The 19,657-nt window shown below is 38.3% G+C and carries 20 protein-coding genes and 1 riboswitch; of the genes, 14 read left to right on the forward strand and 6 right to left on the reverse strand.

All coding sequences use genetic code 11. The features are described from left to right. Positions 1-5 precede the first annotated feature (5 nt). From KP78_RS10335 to KP78_RS10355, 5 genes are all read left to right on the forward strand, one after another. Positions 6-1,178 carry a pyridoxal phosphate-dependent aminotransferase gene (locus KP78_RS10335; RefSeq protein WP_041088657.1) on the forward strand — a complete coding sequence of 391 codons (1,173 nt, stop codon included), beginning with the start codon at positions 6-8 and terminating at the stop codon, positions 1,176-1,178. Between the two features lie 65 nt (positions 1,179-1,243). Then, positions 1,244-1,355: riboswitch (SAM riboswitch) on the forward strand. 82 nt (positions 1,356-1,437) lie between these two features. Then, complete coding sequence (locus KP78_RS10340; RefSeq protein ID WP_041088659.1) at positions 1,438-2,679, forward strand: 2,3-diketo-5-methylthiopentyl-1-phosphate enolase; 1,242 nt, start codon at positions 1,438-1,440, stop codon at positions 2,677-2,679. Continuing rightward, complete coding sequence (locus tag KP78_RS10345) at positions 2,676-3,341, forward strand: 2-hydroxy-3-keto-5-methylthiopentenyl-1-phosphate phosphatase (protein ID WP_041088660.1); 666 nt, start codon at positions 2,676-2,678, stop codon at positions 3,339-3,341. The genes KP78_RS10340 and KP78_RS10345 overlap by 4 nt, the downstream gene beginning before the upstream one ends. Then, positions 3,338-3,985: a methylthioribulose 1-phosphate dehydratase gene (locus tag KP78_RS10350; protein ID WP_041088662.1), complete on the forward strand. Its 648-nt coding sequence runs from the start codon at positions 3,338-3,340 to the stop codon at positions 3,983-3,985. The genes KP78_RS10345 and KP78_RS10350 overlap by 4 nt, the downstream gene beginning before the upstream one ends. A gap of 21 nt (positions 3,986-4,006) precedes the next feature. After that, positions 4,007-4,543, forward strand: a complete 537-nt coding sequence (locus KP78_RS10355; protein ID WP_041088664.1) for a cupin domain-containing protein — start codon at positions 4,007-4,009, stop codon at positions 4,541-4,543. Between the two features lie 47 nt (positions 4,544-4,590). Here the strand turns inward: KP78_RS10355 and KP78_RS10360 are convergent, their stop codons facing one another. After that, positions 4,591-5,322: a ZIP family metal transporter gene (locus KP78_RS10360; protein ID WP_041088666.1), complete on the reverse strand. Its 732-nt coding sequence runs from the start codon at positions 5,320-5,322 to the stop codon at positions 4,591-4,593. Between the two features lie 300 nt (positions 5,323-5,622). Here KP78_RS10360 and KP78_RS20085 point away from each other — a divergent pair, with 300 nt between their 5' ends. The 4 genes from KP78_RS20085 (at position 5,623) to KP78_RS10380 (ending at position 9,912) form a co-directional block, all read left to right on the forward strand. Then, positions 5,623-5,781: a hypothetical protein gene (locus KP78_RS20085; RefSeq protein WP_157841489.1), complete on the forward strand. Its 159-nt coding sequence runs from the start codon at positions 5,623-5,625 to the stop codon at positions 5,779-5,781. A gap of 232 nt (positions 5,782-6,013) precedes the next feature. Then, positions 6,014-7,609 (forward strand): bifunctional metallophosphatase/5'-nucleotidase, encoded by a 1,596-nt coding sequence (locus KP78_RS10370; protein ID WP_041088669.1) that lies wholly within the window; start codon positions 6,014-6,016, stop codon positions 7,607-7,609. Positions 7,610-7,672: 63 nt separating this feature from the next. Then, positions 7,673-8,122 (forward strand): MarR family winged helix-turn-helix transcriptional regulator, encoded by a 450-nt coding sequence (locus tag KP78_RS10375; protein WP_041088670.1) that lies wholly within the window; start codon positions 7,673-7,675, stop codon positions 8,120-8,122. A 92-nt stretch (positions 8,123-8,214) separates the two neighbouring features. Continuing rightward, positions 8,215-9,912: a M3 family oligoendopeptidase gene (locus KP78_RS10380; protein ID WP_041088672.1), complete on the forward strand. Its 1,698-nt coding sequence runs from the start codon at positions 8,215-8,217 to the stop codon at positions 9,910-9,912. Between the two features lie 38 nt (positions 9,913-9,950). On the opposite strand, the gene KP78_RS10385 is transcribed toward KP78_RS10380, so the two are convergent. The 3 genes from KP78_RS10385 to KP78_RS10395 all read right to left on the reverse strand — a co-directional run bounded on the left by KP78_RS10385 (position 9,951) and on the right by KP78_RS10395 (position 13,543). Then, on the reverse strand, positions 9,951-12,074 hold the full coding sequence (locus tag KP78_RS10385) for an ATP-dependent Clp protease ATP-binding subunit (RefSeq protein ID WP_041088674.1): 2,124 nt from the start codon (positions 12,072-12,074) through the stop codon (positions 9,951-9,953). 429 nt (positions 12,075-12,503) lie between these two features. Next, complete coding sequence (locus KP78_RS10390; RefSeq protein WP_041088675.1) at positions 12,504-13,109, reverse strand: CPBP family intramembrane glutamic endopeptidase; 606 nt, start codon at positions 13,107-13,109, stop codon at positions 12,504-12,506. Positions 13,110-13,354: 245 nt separating this feature from the next. Continuing rightward, complete coding sequence (locus KP78_RS10395) at positions 13,355-13,543, reverse strand: YkvS family protein (protein WP_041088676.1); 189 nt, start codon at positions 13,541-13,543, stop codon at positions 13,355-13,357. Positions 13,544-13,763: 220 nt separating this feature from the next. Between KP78_RS10395 and KP78_RS10400 the strand changes: the two genes are divergently transcribed. The 4 genes from KP78_RS10400 (at position 13,764) to ptsP (ending at position 17,392) form a co-directional block, all read left to right on the forward strand. Continuing rightward, the gene (locus KP78_RS10400; protein ID WP_041088677.1) at positions 13,764-13,958 is read left to right on the forward strand and encodes a hypothetical protein; all 195 of its coding nucleotides are present in this window, start codon (positions 13,764-13,766) and stop codon (positions 13,956-13,958) included. Between the two features lie 11 nt (positions 13,959-13,969). Further along, positions 13,970-14,707, forward strand: a complete 738-nt coding sequence (locus KP78_RS10405) for an SDR family NAD(P)-dependent oxidoreductase (RefSeq protein ID WP_041088678.1) — start codon at positions 13,970-13,972, stop codon at positions 14,705-14,707. Positions 14,708-15,407: 700 nt separating this feature from the next. Continuing rightward, the gene (locus KP78_RS10410) at positions 15,408-15,674 is read left to right on the forward strand and encodes a phosphocarrier protein HPr (RefSeq protein WP_041088679.1); all 267 of its coding nucleotides are present in this window, start codon (positions 15,408-15,410) and stop codon (positions 15,672-15,674) included. Further along, positions 15,674-17,392 (forward strand): phosphoenolpyruvate--protein phosphotransferase, encoded by a 1,719-nt coding sequence (gene ptsP, locus KP78_RS10415; protein WP_041088680.1) that lies wholly within the window; start codon positions 15,674-15,676, stop codon positions 17,390-17,392. The genes KP78_RS10410 and ptsP overlap by 1 nt, the downstream gene beginning before the upstream one ends. Positions 17,393-17,718: 326 nt before the next feature. On the opposite strand, the gene KP78_RS10420 is transcribed toward ptsP, so the two are convergent. Continuing rightward, entirely contained in the window at positions 17,719-18,378 is a 660-nt protein-coding gene (locus KP78_RS10420; protein ID WP_106388555.1) for a GNAT family N-acetyltransferase, read from the reverse strand. Between the two features lie 154 nt (positions 18,379-18,532). On the opposite strand from KP78_RS10420, the gene KP78_RS10425 reads away from it, so the two are divergent. After that, positions 18,533-19,399, forward strand: a complete 867-nt coding sequence (locus KP78_RS10425) for an NAD(P)-dependent oxidoreductase (protein WP_041088682.1) — start codon at positions 18,533-18,535, stop codon at positions 19,397-19,399. 61 nt (positions 19,400-19,460) lie between these two features. Here KP78_RS10425 and KP78_RS19175 read toward each other — a convergent pair. Next, a partial coding sequence (locus tag KP78_RS19175) for an IS3 family transposase (RefSeq protein ID WP_157841490.1) occupies positions 19,461-19,657 on the reverse strand: 197 nt, incomplete at its 5' end.

Genomic DNA, 19,657 nt, shown 5'->3' on the forward strand with positions numbered 1-19,657 from the left:
AAGAGATGAAACAGTTTATGAAATCAGATCTATTGCATGCACTACCAGATCAATTTTTTGCAGCGTTGACAAAGAAAGTAGCAGCACGTATGGCAGCAGGACATGATGTTATCAATCTTGGACAGGGTAATCCAGATTTACCAACGCCTCCTCATATTATTGAAAGGCTTAAAAAAGCTGCTGAAAATCCGATGAATCACAAATATCCTCCGTTTAGAGGACAAAATTATTTAAAACAGGCTGTTGCGTCATTTTATAAAAGGGAGCATGGTGTCGAGTTGGATGGCGATACAGAGGTTGCCATCCTATTCGGAGGGAAGGCAGGGCTGGTAGAGCTGCCGCTTTGCCTAACCAACCCTGGTGATACAGTGCTTGTACCGGATCCTGGCTATCCTGATTACTGGTCTGGTGTGGAGCTTGCAAAAGCAGAAATGCTTATGATGCCTTTGGAAGAAAAGAACGATTTTCTTCCAGACTATTCGCTTATTCCAATAGACAAGGCTGAAAAGGCGAAACTGATGTTTATTAATTATCCAAATAATCCAACGGGTGCTATTGCGAATGAGGCTTTCTTTGAGGAAACGATTCAATTTGCCAATGAACATGATATTTGTGTCGTTCATGACTTTGCATACGGTTCCATTGGGTTTGATGGAAAAAAACCATTAAGCTACCTGCAGTTTCCCGGTGCGAAGGAAACAGGAATTGAAATCTATACATTATCTAAAACCTTTAATATGGCAGGTTGGAGAGTAGGATTTGCTGTTGGTAACCCTTCTGTCATTGACGCGATTAATTTATATCAGGATCATTTGTATGTTAGTATTTTTGGTGCGATCCAGGAAGCAGCAGAGGAAGCCCTTCTCTCTTCATTTGAGAGTGCTGAAAAACTTCGTGAAACATACGAGAGCAGAAGAAATGTCTTAATAGCTGGATTGCAATCCATTGACTGGGAAGTGACAGCACCAAAAGGCTCATTTTTTGCCTGGTTGAAGGTTCCGAATGATTTCACTTCTGTAACATTTTCTGACTATTTATTGGAGCGTGCAAATGTGGTAGTTGCACCAGGTGTAGGTTTTGGCCAATACGGTGAAGGCTATGTTCGAGTTGGTTTACTAACATCAGAAGAAAGAATAGTAGAAGCTGTTGAACGAATTAAAAAGCTTGGATTATTCTGAAAAATAATTTGACATGGGATACCAAGCATGTCATAATGCAACTGACATTTATAAATCAATATCCTTTCTTATTGAGAGCAGGTGGAGGGACTAGCCCTATGAAACCCGGCAACCGACTTCTTTTGTATAAAGAAGCACGGTGCTAAATCTTGCAGCAATTGTGCTGAGTAATAAGGAGAAGGTGTGAACTGATAACAGCCTCTTCTTATTATAAAGAAGAGGCTGTTTTTTTTTAGAATAGAGTATTGGAGTGGCTAAGATGAGCAATGTTATTGCTACTTATCAAGTTTTTGGTGACCAGGAAAGCTTTGAAAAAAAAGCAGAGGGAATTGCATTGGGGCTCACAGTAGGCTCATGGACTGATTTACCGGCACTGGATCAGGAACAGCTAAAAAAATATCGAGGGACAGTGGTTTCCATTCAGGACTTGGGCTTTCATGAACTTGCATCTTTTGCTAAGAATAAAAAAACAGCTTCAGCTCATGTGAAAATATCATACCCGAGCAGAAATTTTTCAGCGGATATCCCAGCAATCTTAACAACAGTTTTTGGCAAGTTGTCATTGGATGGCATGGTGAGATTGATAGATTTGGAGTTTGAGGGTGAAATAGCCAGAGCATTTCCTGGACCGAGGTATGGGATCGAAGGGATTCGGGATCTTGTAGGTGTCTACCATCGCCCGCTTGTGATGAGCATTTTTAAAGGGGTATTAGGAAGAGACATGGAGTTTTTAAGCAAACAGCTTAAAGACCAGGCGCTTGGCGGCATGGATCTTGTTAAGGATGATGAAATCTTATTCGATAACGTATTAACTCCTTTTATTGAGCGTATAAAAAAAGGAAAACATGTATTAAATCAAGTTTATGAGGAAACCGGACATAGAACCTTGTATGCTGTTAATCTCTCGGGCAGAACCTCGCTTTTAAAGGATCAAGCAAAGCGAGCGAAAGAAGCCGGAGCCGACGCATTCTTATTTAATGTATTTACGTATGGATTGGATGTACTTCAGGAGCTTAGGGAAGATAGCGAAATCGCTCTTCCGATTATGACCCATCCTTCCTTTAGCGGTGCAATTAGTGGATCAAGCTTATTTGGTGTTCACTACCAGCTGATTCTTGGTAAACTGGTCCGGCTTACTGGAGCTGATTTATCTTTATTTCCATCCCCATATGGAAGTGTTGCTCTACCGAAAGAGGATGCATTATTGATAGCTGAAGCGTTAACGGGAGAATCCCCTTTTAAGACATCCTTCCCTGTGCCATCGGCCGGGATTCATCCGGGGCTGGTTCCGCAGCTCATTCATGACTTTGGAAAAGATCAGGTAATTAATGCTGGCGGAGGCGTTCATGGGCATCCTGATGGTGCTGTTGCTGGAGGAAAGTCGTTCAGACAAGCGGTGGATAGCATTATTGAAGGGAAATCACTAGAGGATGTGCTGGATGAAAAAAAAGAATTAAAAACGGCCATAGCAACATGGGGAAGTGTTGAGGTGAAAAAATGAGCCGTCTTGTTATTTATTGTGATTTCGATGGAACCATTACTGAGAGTGATAACATTATCGCGATTATGAAAAAATTCGCTCCACCAGAATGGGTGACAATCAAGGATCAAATATTATCACAGGAAATATCCATTCAAGAAGGGGTTTCGTTGTTATTTCAATTAATTCCCTCTACCAGAAAACAAGAAATGATTGATTTTCTATTGACACAGGGTGTGATTCGAGAAGGCTTTTCAGACTTTGTTAAATGGACAAAAGAACAGGAAATTCCTTTTTACGTTGTAAGCGGTGGAATGGATTTCTTTATTGATGAGCTCCTAAAGCCTTATGGCCCATTTGATGGTGTGTATTGCAACAAAGCTCACTTTGACGAAGAATATGTCCAAATTAGCTGGCCGCATTCATGTGATGAAAATTGTGACAGCAAGGAATGCGGATGCTGCAAGCCGTCTATCATGAGAGATATTGGTTCAAAGAACGATTTTTCAATTGTGATTGGCGACTCGGTAACGGACCTTCGTGCAGCCAGAGAAGCGGATTTTGTATTAGCACGAGATTATTTAAAGGATGTCTGTGAAAAGGAAAATATTCCATTCTCAGCATTTACCACTTTTCATGAATGCAGAGCATTAATCGAACAAAAATGGGGGGTGAAGCCATGACAAATATAGAATCTCCTCAGTGGAAAGAACTTGCAGATATTAAGGATGAGCTAGCTGTACGTGACTGGTTTATGGGGACTAGCGGGAATTTGTCTATTAGAATAACCGAGCAGCCTGTTGCCTTTTTAGTTACAGCCAGCGGCAAGGATAAGCGTAAGCGAACCAGTGAAGATTTTCTGCTTGTAAATGGCCAAGGAGAAAAAGCGGAAGCTACTCATTTAAAGCCTTCTGCTGAAACGCTGCTTCACTGTGAAATTTATAATCGTACATCAGCAGGCTGTTCTTTGCATGTGCATACAGTGGCAAACAACGTGATCTCAGAGCTATATGGAGATCAAGGCAGCATCACCTTTCAGGGACAGGAACTGATCAAAGCGTTTGATTATTGGGAGGAAGATGCAGCTTTAACAATCCCAATCATAAAAAACGATGCTGATATTCCAACACTGGCGGAATCATTCTCACGCTTTGTTAATGAAGACAGCGGGGCCGTATTAATTCGAAACCATGGAATTACGGTATGGGGGAAAAATGCGCTTGAAGCCAAAAAAAGACTTGAAGCAGCAGAATTTTTATTCCAATATCATTTAACTTTGCAATCTCTTAGAACATCACCATCTGTAATTCAACGCACAACCTATTAAAACTCAAGAGGAGGAAAAGACATGACAACAATTAAAATTCAAGGAACAGACCGTGTAATTGATAACCAAGAGGAAGTAATCTCTTATTTAGATCAGCAAGGTGTTATCTATGAAGGATGGAATATTGAAAAGCTGCCTTCTTCACTTATAGAGAAATTTGATTTATCCGATGAAGATAAGCAAGCGATTTTAGATGCTTTTTCTGCTGAAATTAAAGATATTTCCGCACGCAGAAATTATCAAGCGGCCGATGTTATTTCATTGTCCAGTTCAACCCCAAATTTGGATCAGCTATTGCAAAACTTCCAGCAAGAGCATCATCATACAGATGATGAAGTGCGTTTTATTATTAGTGGACATGGGGTATTTGTTATTCAGTCTAATGAAGGTGAATTCTTCGAAGTTCATTTAAATCCTGGAGATTTGATTTCTGTGCCTGTAAATACTCGCCACTATTTCACTCTTTCTGAAGATCGTCAAGTAGTAGCTGTACGTATCTTCGTAACAACAGAAGGATGGGTTCCTATTTACGACCAAGACGCAGTTGAAACAAACTAATGATAGGATCAAAAAGGAGTCTTTCCGGTATGCGGAAAGACTCCTTTTTAAAATGATTCAATTAAAATAACCATAAAGAGTATTCCGATAATAAAGGAATACGTTGAAGGTCGTTCATGACCGTCTCCATGACTTTCTGGTATCAATTCTTTGTAGATAATAAACAGCATGGCACCGGCAGCAAAAGCTAATCCGTATGATATAAGAAACTCAACGTATGTCGTTAAATAATAGCCCATTAGTCCTGATACAATTTCGATTGCACCAGTTGCTGTTGCGATAAGAAACGCTTTAAACTTATGCATTTTTTGATTCATTAGGAATAATGCCACTAAAAATCCTTCAGGAGCATTTTGTAATCCGATTGCAAATGCAATGAGGTTTCCTGTATCCGCATCGCCGAGTGCGTAGCTTACTCCAACAGATAAGCCCTCAGGAATGTTATGAAGTGTAATGGCTGCAACGATCAGCATTGCTTTTGGATCGATCTCCATATTACTTTTACCATGATCCAGATCGATATGAGGAATCATCTTTTCCATCGCTGTAAGAACAATAACCCCAAGCAATAATCCCACTGCTACAGGAACCAAGCCTCCCGCTGCGATCGATTCTGGAATCAAGCTTAGCATGGATGCCGCCATCATGATCCCAGCTGTAAAGGCTAGCAGCATATCTCTCCATCTATGTGTGATATTTCCTTGCAAAAATAAAACAATCAGTGCTCCTAGGCCTGTGGCCATTGCGGAGAGCGTTGTGCCGACTAAAACATTATCCATGGGTATCCAACTTTCTTTTTGCAAATTGAATTATTTTTCACTCATTTTATCATACAAAAGTAATACCTAAACGTCACGAAACTTGTTTTATAGCTAAATCAAGTTTCCAGGCTTTTTTAGAATGTTATCGGATTGTAAGATTATATAAAAAACAAAAAAATAAGACGGCTTTTACGCAAATACCTCGGGTGTCAAATTTGATGCCCGTTTTAAGGATAAAGGAATTATTAAAATGTTCTAAGTTTTATAGAAGTTTGTCGTAAAATGCTGTATATTGGTCAATGGCAAGACGTCTTAAACATGTTTAAAATAGAGGGCCGTGCGTTGGCTTTTAAAAACAAAAAACGTGTAAACATTGAAGAGAAGCTCTACAATCATGCGAACGAACTGAGTGGAGGACAGCATCAGCACGTGACTATTGCGCGAGTAATCAGACAAAAGCCTATATATATATATTAGTGATGAGCCAGCGGGAATAGAGACGCTGATTTTCTTTGCTTCCAGCAATCGTAACTGGAACGAAATAGGGAAGATTATTATTGTCATCATTATCATTGTTACGCTTATTGATTTTTTATCCTCAGCGATTCGTAGAAGAATTGTGTAACAATACTTGGAGTTAAGCCAAAGGAAACTTCCTTTGGCTTTCCTTAACGTAAAAAGAACAATAAATGAAAAGAGGTATTAACATATGGTGCTTGATCGAGTAACATTCACTGTTCTAGAGACTAGTGATGTCCATGGACATGTCACGCCTACCAGCTACGCAACAAAATTACCTGTTCCCTCAGGGCTTGCTAGGGCATCTTCCTTTATTAAAAGGGTAAGGGAAGAAGCACAACCTGTTTTGTTAATTGATAATGGTGATATGATTCAAGGAACCCCTTTAATGTATCACTATGTTAAATTTCGTCAACATTTACCAAACCCTACAATTTCAGTAATGAATTATATGAACTATGATAGCGCAACAATTGGCAATCATGAATTCAATTATGGAATGAGTGTTTTAAGTAAGGCGATTAGTCAGTCCAATTTTCCATGGCTGTCTGCAAATATTGTACATAAGGTAACAAAGGAATCTTACTTTGGTTTTCCCTACTGTGTGAAAATATTAGATGGAAACGTTAAAGTCGTTATTCTTGGCATTACGACGCATTACATACCAAATTGGGAAAATCCCTCTTATATTAAAGAATTATCTTTTGAAGACGCTCTAGTAGCAATGAAAAATTGGGTGAATTTTATTCATGAAACGGAAAAACCGGACTTTGTGATTGTCAGCTATCACGGAGGATTAGAAAGGGATCCAGAAACAGGAGAACAAACTGAAGAACTAACTGGCGAAAACCAAGGATATCAAATATGCCAGGAAATTGATGGGATTGATTTGTTACTAACAGGTCACCAACACCGTGAGCTAACAACTAGAATAAACCGAACCTTCGTTATGCAGCCAGGTTATAGTGCTCAGTCAATTGGTAAAATTGATGTTACATTAAAACGAAATGGAACTTCCTGGAGCATTGAAACGATTGATGGTGAAGTGGTTAGTCTTCAGGATGAACAACCTGATCCAGAAGTATTAAAGATCGTTCATTACCATGAGCTTGAAACACAAAAATGGCTTGATCAACCACTCGGATTGATTGAAGGCGACATGACCATTAAAGATCCAATGGGAGTTAGGTTAAAAGAGCATCCCATGATTGAATGGATCAATCAAGTGCAAATGGAGGCAGCGGGTGTATCGATCTCCAACACTTCTTTATTTAATAATGAATCACTTGGGTTTCCATCTAACGTAACGATGAGAGATATTGTTTCAAACTATATTTATCCAAATACTTTAACTGTTCTTGAATTATCATACGAGGATATTAAGGAAGCGCTTGAGAAATCTGCTTCTTATTTTATGATAGAAAAAAATGAGATTATTGTTAACCCAGCCTTTACAACACCAAAGCCACAGCATTATAACTATGATATGTGGGAAGGGATAACTTATACAATTAATGTATCAAAACCTATAGGAGAGCGGATTGTAGAGTTAATGATTGAAGATGAAAAACAGAATGCTTCAGGACGTTATCATGTAGTGATGAATAATTATCGTGCGGGTGGCGGAGGCGATTATTCCATGTTTAAAGGAAAGCCTATTATAAAAGAAATTCTTACCGATATGGCAGAACTTCTTGCTGATCACTTGGAACATCATAAAAAAATAAAAGCCACAGTCAATAATAATTGGCAGGTCACTCAATCAAGTCTTAAATCGGATAATTGACAGTTCTAAGAAGTGATGGCTATACTTATCCTCATATTGATACATTAAAAAGGACTGACAATTATGACAGAATCAACCGATTCAAAGCAATCATTAAAATTATTTATTGTTTTATCCCGTGCTTATAAAGCAATGAATGAAATGAGTAATCGCTTTATTCAAGAGCAGGGATTAAATCCGACTGAATTTGCTGTATTGGAGCTCCTTTATCATAAAGGAAAGCAGCCATTACAAAAAATTGGAGGAAAAATCTTGCTTGCCAGCGGAAGTATCACGTATGTAGTCGATAAGCTTGAGAAAAAAGGATATATTAGACGTGTGGCGTCACCAAATGATCGCCGTGTAACGTATGCTGAAACAACAGAAGCAGGCGATACGTTTATGTCAAATATATTCCCGATTCATGAAGAAAAAATTCATGAGCTAATGACTGTTTTGACATCAGAGGAGCAAGAACAAACTATTGAGCTCTTAAAAAAGCTAGGACTATCAATAAAAGATTTATCCTATTAATCAACTGCTGCGAATACGCAGCAGTTTTTTTTCAAAAAAGAAGGAGTTTTAAAAATGCATAGAGAAAGGCTATATGTCGAAGGAGGAATAGAATGAAAACATTTGATCAGTATACGTATAAACGTCCAGTTTTTGAAGAAGAAAAGATTCGATTTGAAAATCTGTTGAATAAATTTAAAAATGCAGCCACTGCAGATGAGCAGATAAAGGCAATTGAAGAAATCAATCGTTTTAGAAATGCCCTTTCAACTCAGTCAAACCTTGTGTACATTCGTGCATCCATCGATACAAATGATGATTTTTATCAAAAGGAACGCGATTATTTTGATGAAATAGAACCTCAGCTTAAGGAATTAGATACTGAATTTTATAAAGAATTAATCGCTTCAAAATGGCGTAAGGAATTGGAAGAAAAGTGGGGAAGTCAGCTTTTTGGAATTGCTGAATCTGAAATAAAGTCATTTTCACCTGAGGTCATCTCTTTATTACAAAAGGAGAATAAGCTATCCTCTGAGTATTCAAAGCTAGTAGCTTCTGCAGAAGTAGAGTTCAATGGTGAAACGCTAACCCTTGCTCAGTTGGATACATACACAGAATCAACGGATAGGGAAACTCGAAAAAAAGCGATGACCACGAAATTTGATTTTTTCCAGCAGCATGAAAAGAAGTTTGATGATCTTTATGACCAGCTTGTAAAAGTAAGAGATGAGATTGCGACTACGCTTGGTTATAAAAACTTTGTTGAGCTTGGTTATGTTCGAATGCTCCGTATTGATTATAACGCAGAGATGGTAAAAGCATTTAGAGACCAAGTGCGTGATTACATTGTCCCGCTTACGTCAAAGCTACGTAAGCGTCAGGCTGAACGTATTGGTGTACAGCCATTTAACTACTACGACGAGCCGTTGAAATTTCTTACAGGGAATGCAGTTCCTAAAGGCACTCCAGATTGGATCATCAACAACGGCAAACAAATGTATAAAGAGCTTTCACCTGAAACAGATGAGTTTTTTACCTTTATGACAGAGCGAAAGCTGATGGATTTAGAGGCAAAAAAAGGAAAAGAATCAGGTGGATATTGTACCTTTATCGAAGAATATCAATCACCATTTATCTTCTCTAACTTTAATGGAACGAGTGGAGACATTGATGTATTAACTCACGAGGCAGGACATGCCTTCCAGGTTTATTCAAGCCGAAATATTGGAATCCCTGAGTATTTGTGGCCAACATATGAGTCAGCCGAGATTCATTCCATGAGTATGGAATTTTTCACATGGCCATGGATGAGCTTGTTTTTTGAGGAACAAACGGAAAAATATAAATTTTCTCATTTAAGTGATGGGCTTCTCTTTTTACCTTATGGAGTAGCAGTTGATGAATTTCAGCATGTTGTATATGAAAATCCTGAAATGACGCCAGCTGAAAGAAAGGAAGCCTGGAAGAAAATTGAACAAATTTATTTACCGGACCGTGATTATGGTGGTCATGTGTATTTAGAGGCGGGGGGCTTTTGGCAAAGACAAGCTCATATTTACAACTCCCCATTTTATTATATTGATTATACGCTAGCTCAGATTTGTGCATTTCAATTTTGGAAGCGTTCAAGAGAAAATCATGAGGATGCCTGGAAGGATTATCTTCATTTATGCCAGCTGGGCGGCTCAAAATCATTTACTGCACTTGTTAAAGAGGCAAATTTAATCTCTCCATTTGAAGAGGGCTGTGTAGAGTCCGTCATTGATTCAATCGAGGATTGGTTAAATTCAGTCGATGATAAATCCTTGTAATTATAAAAAAGGGATGCAGTCAAAGCATCCCTTTTTTATTATGCCTGTTGAATTTGAATGTTTCCTTCAACCAGCACAGCTTTTATTGATTTGTGGTCAGGCTCTTCATACATAAAGTCAGTAATACCATCTTCAAGATGCTCTTGGATAGCACGGCGCAATGGGCGGGCGCCAAATGATGGGTGGTATCCAAGCTCCGCAAGTTTTTCTTTTACTTCATCAGATACTGTGAGTGTCAGATCCTGCTCAGAAATGATTTCCTGTAGGTCTTTTAGCATAATATCGATGATCTCAAGAAGGTGTGGCTTTTCTAAGGATGAGAATTCAATGATGCTGTCGAAACGGTTTAAAAATTCCGGTTTGAAAAACTGCCCAAGTGAGTCAAGTAAACCCGCTTCATTAATCGCTTCGCTTGTTCCGAATCCGACTGCTTGTTTTTTCATTCCGACACCAGCATTACTTGTCATAATAATAACCGTGTCCTTGAAATTAACCGTTCTTCCCTGACTGTCAGTTAAACGGCCGTCCTCTAATATTTGAAGGAACATATGCATAACATCAGGGTGTGCTTTTTCAATCTCATCAAGCAATATGATGCTGTATGGAGATCGTCTAACCTTTTCTGTCAATTGACCTGCTTCATCATGACCAACATACCCTGGAGGAGAACCGATTAGCTTGGCGACACTATGTTTTTCCATATATTCACTCATATCCAGTCGAATCATTTGATCTTTAGAGCCAAACAATTCTTCCGCTAGAGTTTTTGACAGTTCGGTTTTACCGACACCTGTTGGACCAACGAATAAAAAGGAACCGGTAGGACGATTTTTAGATTTCAGACCAGCACGGCTTCTTCGCACAGCTTTTGCCACTTTACGCACAGCTTCTTTCTGACCAATAACCTTCTTATTAAGATTATTTTCAAGCTGCTTCATTTTAATTTGCTCATCTTCTTCAAGCTTGCCAACAGGAATTCCTGTTTTTTGTTCAATTAACTGTTGAATAACATTTTTAGTGACGATAGGACGTTCTGTCTTCCGATCTTCTTGTAGTGTTTTTTCAAGCTTTTCCTCTTCGTCACGAAGTAGAGCTGCAGCTTCATAGTTTTCTTCTGCTAAAGCTTCTTCTTTTTCTTTGTAAATCTGTTTAAGTCTTTTATTGATCGATTCAACGTCTGCAGCATCAATTGTAAGATTTAGCTTAGAGCCAGATTCATCAATCAGATCAATCGCTTTATCCGGCAAAAATCGGTCCTGAATATAGCGATGTGATAGAGATACGGCTGCTTGTAGAGCCTCCTCATCATATTTTACTTGATGAAACTCCTCATAACGAGAAGCAAGACCTTGCAAGATGGACAATGCTTCTTCTAAAGAAGGCTCATTTATTTGAATTGGCTGGAACCGTCGTTCAAGAGCAGCATCCTTTTCGATCTTTCGATATTCTTTAAGGGTTGTCGCCCCTACGAGCTGAAGCTCACCGCGTGCTAGAGCAGGCTTTAATATATTTCCTGCGTCCATCGAACCTTCTGCAGATCCTGCGCCGACAAGCTGATGGATCTCGTCAATAAAGAGAATGATATTCTTACGTGATTGAAGCTCATTTACGAGCTGCTGCATTCTTTCTTCAAATTGGCCGCGAACGCCAGTGTTTGAAACAAGTGAAGTAACGTCTAATAGGATGACTTCTTTTGTTTTGAGCTTAGCAGGAACCTTGCCTTCTGATATTCTTAATGCGAGTCCTTCAGCAACGGCTGTCTTACCGACACCTGGTTCTCCAATCAATACAGGATTATTCTTATTACGACGATTTAATACTTCTATCATACGATCAATTTCTTTATCTCGACCAATTACGGGGTCAATGACTCCTGCTTTTGCTAGATGAGAAATGTTACGGCCATATTGCTCCAAAAGACCTTCTTGTTTTTTTAATGGTGCTGATTTTGCTGACGGATATCCTTGATTAAAGGAAGACAAAAAGTCATCGATTGGTGATTGATTTGATGGTGAACTATTTTGGCCGTTCATAGCTGAACGTAGTTTTGCTTTTTCTTCTTTATAACAACTGGAGCACAAATTGAAATCCTGCTGTTGACTATTGATTTGAAGACGTAGCTGAACATTCGCTTGATTTGTTTGACATTTTTCACAAACCATTGTGACTCCCCCTTAATGATGAATTATTAGAATGTTTTGTTATTGTATCGAACGTAAAGTCAGGTGTCTATTTTTCTGCTTGTTTGACAATCTTTGACCTTATATGAATAGTATAGTTTGACCTAATTTGACTTTCAACTATTTTGCTTGAATCTTAATTAAGGGGGAGATAGCAAATGATGATTAAGTAGAGTGGGTGGAGTTGTGCTGCGGGGGAAATGGTTTAAAAGTATCTTGAATAATAGGCCTTCTATTTGACAACATTGCATTAAAAAAGCACAAAGGAGCTTGCCCTCTGTGCTTTAAAAATTCTTATGCAATTGACTCTGTTAATACAATATTCTTTATACCATATATGTTGACACTATATTTTTAAAAAATGTTCCTTAATATAATTCTTCTTAGATGGAAATAATCAGGAATGATCCATTAAAGAAACGGTATGACATAAAAAAATAATAAATCAAATGTAAGATGTGATACGATGACTAAAGGAATGCTTCTCTTCCAAGCGTATAACATTCCCCAAAATAGGCCGCCCACCATTGCAGCCATTATCCATACCCACTCCCCCGAGAAAATAAATACAGATCCTGCAAGAACTGCGGTAAGGATAATGGCCATTGAGGTAGATAAATGCCGATGAAGGCACTTTTGAACAAAGCCACGCCAAAATATTTCTTCGCCCGGTATAATAATCAGGAAAAGTACAATATATTTCCATAAATGATCAGGTTCAATTCGCTGATACAGATCCGATATTGTGTTATCTGCATTTCCTGGTATAAAGGTCATAAGCTGATAGCCTATAAGAAATATTCCGTACATTAGTATCCCTGAAGAAATGCCATACAACAAGTATTGACCAACAGAGAGTTCATGGTCTAGCTTCGTTTGTATGATGCTTAATGCAATCATAACAAGTGCTGTACCCGAATAAAGGTACCAAAAAATAGAACGGTCCATAAAAGTAATGTACATTAGGACATGGACAACAAACAGGCTTAACCCTAGTCCAATTATTTGTTGTTTCATCGCTCTTACAACTCCTTTATCCCCTGGCATTCTCATTTATTGAATAATTTGATTGATCATTGAACAAGTAAATGAGATCTTTTCTGTAAAAACAATAATTAAACATAAAGTCCATTTTACCAAAAAAAGATCAATGGGAATAGGGGATAAAGTATTTTTAAAATCGTGAATCAATTCGTGCAATAAAGAAAAATCCCACCAATGCGCTTATATAGATTCTTCTTTGCGCAATGGGGAGAAGAGTTTTAGCTAGCTGATTCTGCAATAATTTTATATTTTTTATGATTAACGACTGTTTTGTCCTCAAGCTCAAGCTCTAGATAGTTGTCCATAATCGTTAAATCAACAATAACTGAATTCTCATTTACTTTTTCAACGATGCCTCTTAATCCGTTTCGAAATTCGATTACATTTCCCACTTCTGCTACTTTCATATGTGATCGTCCTTTCCACAATGTAAAATGAAGATTACTAAAAGCCCTTCAAACACTTTATTGAACAAAGAGTTTGATGGTAATGGAATTTGTTGTCCATTTTCGGGTAATTAGGTATAGTGTGCATGAAAACAATACAAAAAGAAAGATATTTATTCAAAATAATATTATTTTTATGAAAGCCTATTCATGACAGATCTAACAAGGAGAAATTCATTAAATGAATAAAGAAGAAATGATCGAAATGCTAAATGAACTAAAAGAGAAAAAGATTGAACAATTATTTATTAGTAAAGAGGATTTTCCTGTGTGTAGGGAGCTGATCCTCGCAAGAGACGATTTTAAGCATTTCAGAGGAATCGCTCAAAGAAATGGTGATATTATTTATCACTATATGAATGAACCGAGAAGCTAAGGAGGAAATTAATGATGGATCATAAGAGAACCATTGTCGTATCAGGTGCAGCAAAAGGAATCGGTCTGGAAATCGCTAAGGCTTTTGCTGATCAAAAAGAAATGGTCTATATGCTTGATGTCGATACAGCTAAAGGAAAAGAAGAAGCAGCGGCTTTAAATGAGAAAGGTTATAATGTAATATTTAAAACATGTAATGTAGGTCACTTAGCCGAAGTCGAAAATGTGATGAAAGAAATTTATAACGAGTCTGGCAGAATTGATGTCCTTATTAATAACGCTGGTAAGTCTAAATTCACATCAATATGGGATGTAACAGAGGATGAGTGGGATGATGTTTTATCCAGCAACTTAAGCAGCATATTCTTTTGTTCCAGGGAGGCTGCAAAGTACATGAAGAGTGGTTCAATCGTTAATATGAGTTCCACGAGAGCGTTCATGTCAGAACCCGATACGGAAGCCTATTCCGCCACAAAGGGAGGCATTATCGCTTTAACTCACTCGTTGGCCGTTACTTTATCGGAAAATGGGATTACCGTTAATGCGATAAGTCCTGGATGGATTGAGACGGAAGCATACGAGGAATTAAGAGAGATTGACCACGCTCAGCATCTTTCCCATCGTGTGGGAAAACCAAGCGATATCGCTCGTGCATGTATTTTCCTTACAGACCCTAAAAATACATTCATTACAGGAGAAAATCTGATAATAGACGGTGGAATGACAAGAAAAATGATATATGAGCACTAAATTAGTAATGGGTCGGTCTCTGACATGAAAGAGACTGATCTTTTTTACGATCATATTATCTGAATATTCCATGTGAATTCAAGGTATCATACGATAATTACCGGATATTTTTTATTATTATAATGTAGCGGCAATTTTGGCTAGCGGGTTTCTTCTGATAAATAAACAGGATTTTGTACATTTTAAAAAAGAGTCAAGATATAAATTGCAGAGTGACAATACCGATTGTTCGGTTACCATTATAAAGAAGTAATTGGCATGTGAGGCAACAAGAACCGAATTTTAAGGGAAATTGATCATATTAGGACAAGGAAGACACAGGCATGAAAGTATTCGCGCTTGATTCTCATGAATGGGTTTAATGTGCAATGATGATTTTTTGATCTTATGAAATGATCAGACATGGTCTACAGGAGATTTCAAATGATAAAGTTGTCATTCTTAAACCGGAAGTTAAGCAACTAGCCCGTCAAATCATTCACAAAAAATAAATAATTTAAGACAAACGAGATGAAAACGCTTTTATTTATCAAATTAATTGTGCTACTCGAGAGTACATGCTATTCTTATTTCTTGAGAGATTATAAAACAAGTTCACTGGATAAATAACCATTTAATTCACTTGATTGACTAGTTAATTGAAATCGTTTAATTTATTACGGTGACATTGTAAATACAAGTTAAAAGGAGACGATTTAACATGGCACAAAAACAATTTACAGTAACAGCAGAAACGGGAATTCACGCACGCCCGGCAACACTTTTGGTTCAAACTGCAAGCAAGTTTGACTCTGATATTCAATTAGAGTACAAAGGTAAAAAAGTAAACTTAAAATCCATCATGGGTGTTATGTCTCTTGGTGTTGGCAAAGACGCTGAAATCATCATTTATGCTGAAGGAAGCGATGAGCAGGAAGCTCTAAACAGCCTTGAAGAAACACTTAAAAAAGAAGGTTTGGCTGAGTAATGTCTTCTATATTAAAGGGTATTGCAGCGTCTAGCGGTATTGCGATTGCAAAAGCTTATCGTCTAGTAGAGCCAGATTTGTCGTTTGAAACAAAAAAAGTAAGCGATACAGTCAGTGAAGTAAAGCGCTTTAAGGAAGCGGTTGCGCTATCAACTTCTGAACTTGAAGCCATTCGTGACCGTGCGAAGGTAGAACTAGGAGAAGACAAAGCTGCGATTTTTGAAGCACATCTTCTTGTTTTAAGTGATCCAGAACTTCTTGGTCCAATTGAAGACAAAATCACACAAGAGGCAGTTAATGCGGAAGCGTCACTCAAAGAAACTGCTGATATGTTTATTGTGATGTTCGAGCAAATGGATAATGAATACATGAGAGAACGTGCTGCTGACATTCGAGATGTAAAAAAGCGTGTGCTTTCTCATCTATTAGGTGTGAAGGTGTTAAACCCAAGCATGATTTCTGAAGAAGTGATCGTAATCGCGGAGGACTTAACACCATCTGATACAGCACAGCTTAATCGTCAGTTCGTAAAAGGATTCACAACAAATATTGGGGGAAGAACATCTCACTCAGCTATCATGGCCCGTTCTATGGAGATTCCAGCTGTCGTAGGTACAAAAGAAGCGACTGTTGAAATTGAAAATGGCGATCTTGTCATTGTAGATGGATTAAACGGTGAAGTTCATGTAAATCCAACAGAAGAAGTTGTAAAGCAGTATGAAAAGAAAGCGGCACAATTTGAAGAGCAAAAAGCTGAATGGGCAAAGCTTGTTAATGAGCCGACTGTTTCAGCTGATGGTCATCATGTAGAATTGGCTGCCAATATTGGAACGCCTGCAGACCTTGAAGGCGTGCGTAATAATGGTGGAGAAGCGGTTGGTCTTTATCGTACGGAATTTCTTTATATGGGAAGAACAGAACTTCCAACTGAGGACGAACAGTTTGAATCCTATAAAGCTGTACTTGAAGGCATGAAAGGCAAACCAGTTGTTGTACGTACATTAGATATTGGTGGAGACAAAGAGCTTCCATACCTTGACCTTCCTCACGAAATGAATCCATTCCTTGGGTTTAGAGCAATTCGTCTATGCTTAGAAGAACAGGATATGTTTAGAGTACAACTCCGCGCACTATTGCGTGCAAGTGAGTACGGCAATTTGAAAATTATGTTCCCAATGATTTCAAATTTGGATGAATTCCGCCAAGCAAAAGCGATTCTTTTAGAGGAAAAAGAACTTCTTGTTGAAAAAGGTGTAAACGTTTCTTCTGAGATAGAAGTTGGAATCATGGTGGAAATCCCTTCCACAGCTGTTTTAGCTGACCAATTTGCGAAAGAAGTTGACTTCTTCAGTATTGGTACAAATGATTTAATTCAATATACAATGGCAGCAGACCGCATGAACGAACGTATTTCTTACCTGTATCAGCCATATAATCCAGCGATTTTACGTCTGGTGAAAATGGTTATTGATGCAGCTCATAAAGAAGGAAAATGGGCAGGCATGTGTGGAGAAATGGCTGGAGATGAGATTGCCATTCCGATTCTTCTTGGATTAGGATTAGATGAGTTCTCAATGAGCGCAACGTCAATTTTGCCGGCGCGTACACAAATTCGTCAGCTTTCAAAAGAGGATATGAAAAAACTGGCTGATGAAGTGCTTCAGTTAACAACGAATGATGAAGTGATGACAGCTGTAAAAAAAGCAATTAAATTGTAACAATAATGATATACAAAGATTGAATAAATCTTTGTGAAAAGGGAATAATGATACTAGTACAAGCATACTTTTTCATTCTGATCTCCCTTTTTGAACCGGATAACCCCCATTATCCGGTTTTTTTATGCCGTTTTTTAATTTTATGCAATGTTAAAGACCATTGTTGACTTTGGCACGATGTTGATTGGTGCGGATAAGTGAGACTCCTGCTTAGAAAAGCGAGTCAAAGTGAGACCCAACAGGCGCATAGCGCCCGCGGAAAGCGAGCATCTGAACCGGACATCAACAGGCAAGTTAACCAGAGATTAATTTCAAATAGAAACGATTTATCCTTTAAAGGGATTTTTCCATTCCATCAGTACAGCATTGTTATTGGATTCCTCATCATCTAAATAGCCAGGGAGTAACTCAACGGGGACACGCCCGCACTTCATTAAAAACGTTACAACAGGATCTTGCAAGGTTCCATTTTTGACCGCCGACACATATTCTTCCGGAGACATTTTTTCTTTTACTTTTTGGTAGCCAGGAATTCGGCTTCCACCTACAAGCCTGTCGGCACCTAAATAAACAACCGTTTCATACATCGCAAGCATTAATTCTTTTCCAAGTCCTAAACCTCTAAAACGCGGACTTACGCATATATCGACAACGTAGATGGATGACCCATTCGGTTGGTGATTTCGTATATATCCTTGATCTGTTATTTCATTCCAGGTATGTTTTTCCCCTGGTTGAAGATTAACACGAAGTGCTGTCATAGAACCGGCAATTTCGCCTTCAACCTCAACACAAAGTGCACCTTCAGGAAAGAGAGTAGTATGTGCTTCTAATTGATCATGATTCCATAAAAGCTCCTCTGGAAAGGGAGGCGGGAAAGCCTCACGTTGTATTTGAATAAGAGGGTCTGCATCAGCTAATGTATAGTTTCGAATAATCGTTTTTTTTGGCTGTTCTTTTTTAAAAGTATAGAATTCCTTCTTCATTGAATGTGCTCCCTTCATTTTTTCATATTTTATCCTATCATAAAATAACTCATTAATAATGCTTGAAGCCCTAACAGCATATAAAAGTAGTTGCGCTTTTAACCATTTAAGTGGAAAATGACAGTAATCCAAAGATCAAAGGGGAGTGGAGAATATGGAAAAATGGAAAATAGGTTTTGTTGGAACAGGTGTAATGGGAAAGAGTATTGTTTTACATCTTTTACAAGCTGGGCACGAAGTATACGTATACAATCGTTCAAAAGAGAAAGCAAATGAACTTGTGGATGCAGGTGCAACATGGATTGATTCACCGGCTGGAATCGCAGGGCACTGTGACCTCATCTTTACCATGGTAGGAAATCCGAGTGATGTCGAAGAAATTTATCTTGGAGACCAAGGGATGCTTGCCCACGGTAAGGCTGGAGTCATCTTTGTTGACCTTACAACATCAACTCCGTCGCTTGCGGAAGAATTAGCTCGACAAGCTGCTCAAAAGGAAATAGTAGTGCTTGATGGACCTGTTTCAGGAGGAGATATTGGAGCGAAAAACGGAACATTGTCTATTATGGTTGGAGGAGAGCAAGAGATATACGGAACGATATTGCCTATCTTACAGTTATTTGGATCAAATATTGTTTATCACGGCAAAGCAGGGGCTGGACAGCATGTTAAAATGAGTAATCAAATTGCCATCGCGTCAAATATGATTGGAGTATGTGAAGCATTAGTTTATGCAAAAAAAGCAGGTTTAGATCCGGAATTAGTTCTAAAGAGTATCTCGCAAGGTGCCGCTGGAAGCTGGTCTTTAGCTAATTTAGGACCGAAAATGTTAGCAGAGAATTATGAACCAGGTTTTTATATTCGCCATTTTGTTAAGGATTTAAAAATCGCGTTGGGCGAAGCTGACAGTATGAACCTTTCATTACCAGGTCTTTCACTGGCAGCCAAGCTGTATGAAGAGCTTGCTGCTGATGGACATGAGCTTAGTGGAACGCAAGCATTAATTACATATTGGTCATAGTAAATAAGGATACTTTATCAATTGACAATACGTTAATTATCAAAGGAAAATGAACTGCCCCCTACCAAGTAGACAGTGGAAATAATAAAAAAGATTTAAGCGCTTTAGCTCTATATTCCATGGAGCTAAAGCCGCTTAGTCGTTTTTGGTATCGATCATGGTTATAGAATTGAATGTATTCATCATTCGCCTTCGAAAGCTCTTCAAACGTATCATACTTATGTAAAGAATACTTTTCACACTTGAGGGTACCCCAGA

Origin of the sequence: Jeotgalibacillus soli (assembly GCF_000829435.1) — a bacterium.
Lineage (GTDB): Bacteria > Bacillota > Bacilli > Bacillales > Jeotgalibacillaceae > Jeotgalibacillus > Jeotgalibacillus soli.

Bases quoted from the DNA above. Each gene is read 5' to 3' on its own strand.
- KP78_RS10335 (WP_041088657.1), top strand. From the start codon at position 6: ATGAAACAGTTTATGAAATCAGATCTATTGCATGCACTACCAGATCAA.
- KP78_RS10340 (WP_041088659.1), top strand. From the start codon at position 1,438: ATGAGCAATGTTATTGCTACTTATCAAGTTTTTGGTGACCAGGAAAGC.
- KP78_RS10345 (WP_041088660.1), top strand. From the start codon at position 2,676: ATGAGCCGTCTTGTTATTTATTGTGATTTCGATGGAACCATTACTGAG.
- KP78_RS10350 (WP_041088662.1), top strand. From the start codon at position 3,338: ATGACAAATATAGAATCTCCTCAGTGGAAAGAACTTGCAGATATTAAG.
- KP78_RS10355 (WP_041088664.1), top strand. From the start codon at position 4,007: ATGACAACAATTAAAATTCAAGGAACAGACCGTGTAATTGATAACCAA.
- KP78_RS10360 (WP_041088666.1), bottom strand. From the start codon at position 5,322: ATGGATAATGTTTTAGTCGGCACAACGCTCTCCGCAATGGCCACAGGC.
- KP78_RS20085 (WP_157841489.1), top strand. From the start codon at position 5,623: ATGTTTAAAATAGAGGGCCGTGCGTTGGCTTTTAAAAACAAAAAACGT.
- KP78_RS10370 (WP_041088669.1), top strand. From the start codon at position 6,014: ATGGTGCTTGATCGAGTAACATTCACTGTTCTAGAGACTAGTGATGTC.
- KP78_RS10375 (WP_041088670.1), top strand. From the start codon at position 7,673: ATGACAGAATCAACCGATTCAAAGCAATCATTAAAATTATTTATTGTT.
- KP78_RS10380 (WP_041088672.1), top strand. From the start codon at position 8,215: ATGAAAACATTTGATCAGTATACGTATAAACGTCCAGTTTTTGAAGAA.
- KP78_RS10385 (WP_041088674.1), bottom strand. From the start codon at position 12,074: ATGGTTTGTGAAAAATGTCAAACAAATCAAGCGAATGTTCAGCTACGT.
- KP78_RS10390 (WP_041088675.1), bottom strand. From the start codon at position 13,109: ATGAAACAACAAATAATTGGACTAGGGTTAAGCCTGTTTGTTGTCCAT.
- KP78_RS10395 (WP_041088676.1), bottom strand. From the start codon at position 13,543: ATGAAAGTAGCAGAAGTGGGAAATGTAATCGAATTTCGAAACGGATTA.
- KP78_RS10400 (WP_041088677.1), top strand. From the start codon at position 13,764: ATGAATAAAGAAGAAATGATCGAAATGCTAAATGAACTAAAAGAGAAA.
- KP78_RS10405 (WP_041088678.1), top strand. From the start codon at position 13,970: ATGATGGATCATAAGAGAACCATTGTCGTATCAGGTGCAGCAAAAGGA.
- KP78_RS10410 (WP_041088679.1), top strand. From the start codon at position 15,408: ATGGCACAAAAACAATTTACAGTAACAGCAGAAACGGGAATTCACGCA.
- ptsP (WP_041088680.1), top strand. From the start codon at position 15,674: ATGTCTTCTATATTAAAGGGTATTGCAGCGTCTAGCGGTATTGCGATT.
- KP78_RS10420 (WP_106388555.1), bottom strand. From the start codon at position 18,378: ATGAAGAAGGAATTCTATACTTTTAAAAAAGAACAGCCAAAAAAAACG.
- KP78_RS10425 (WP_041088682.1), top strand. From the start codon at position 18,533: ATGGAAAAATGGAAAATAGGTTTTGTTGGAACAGGTGTAATGGGAAAG.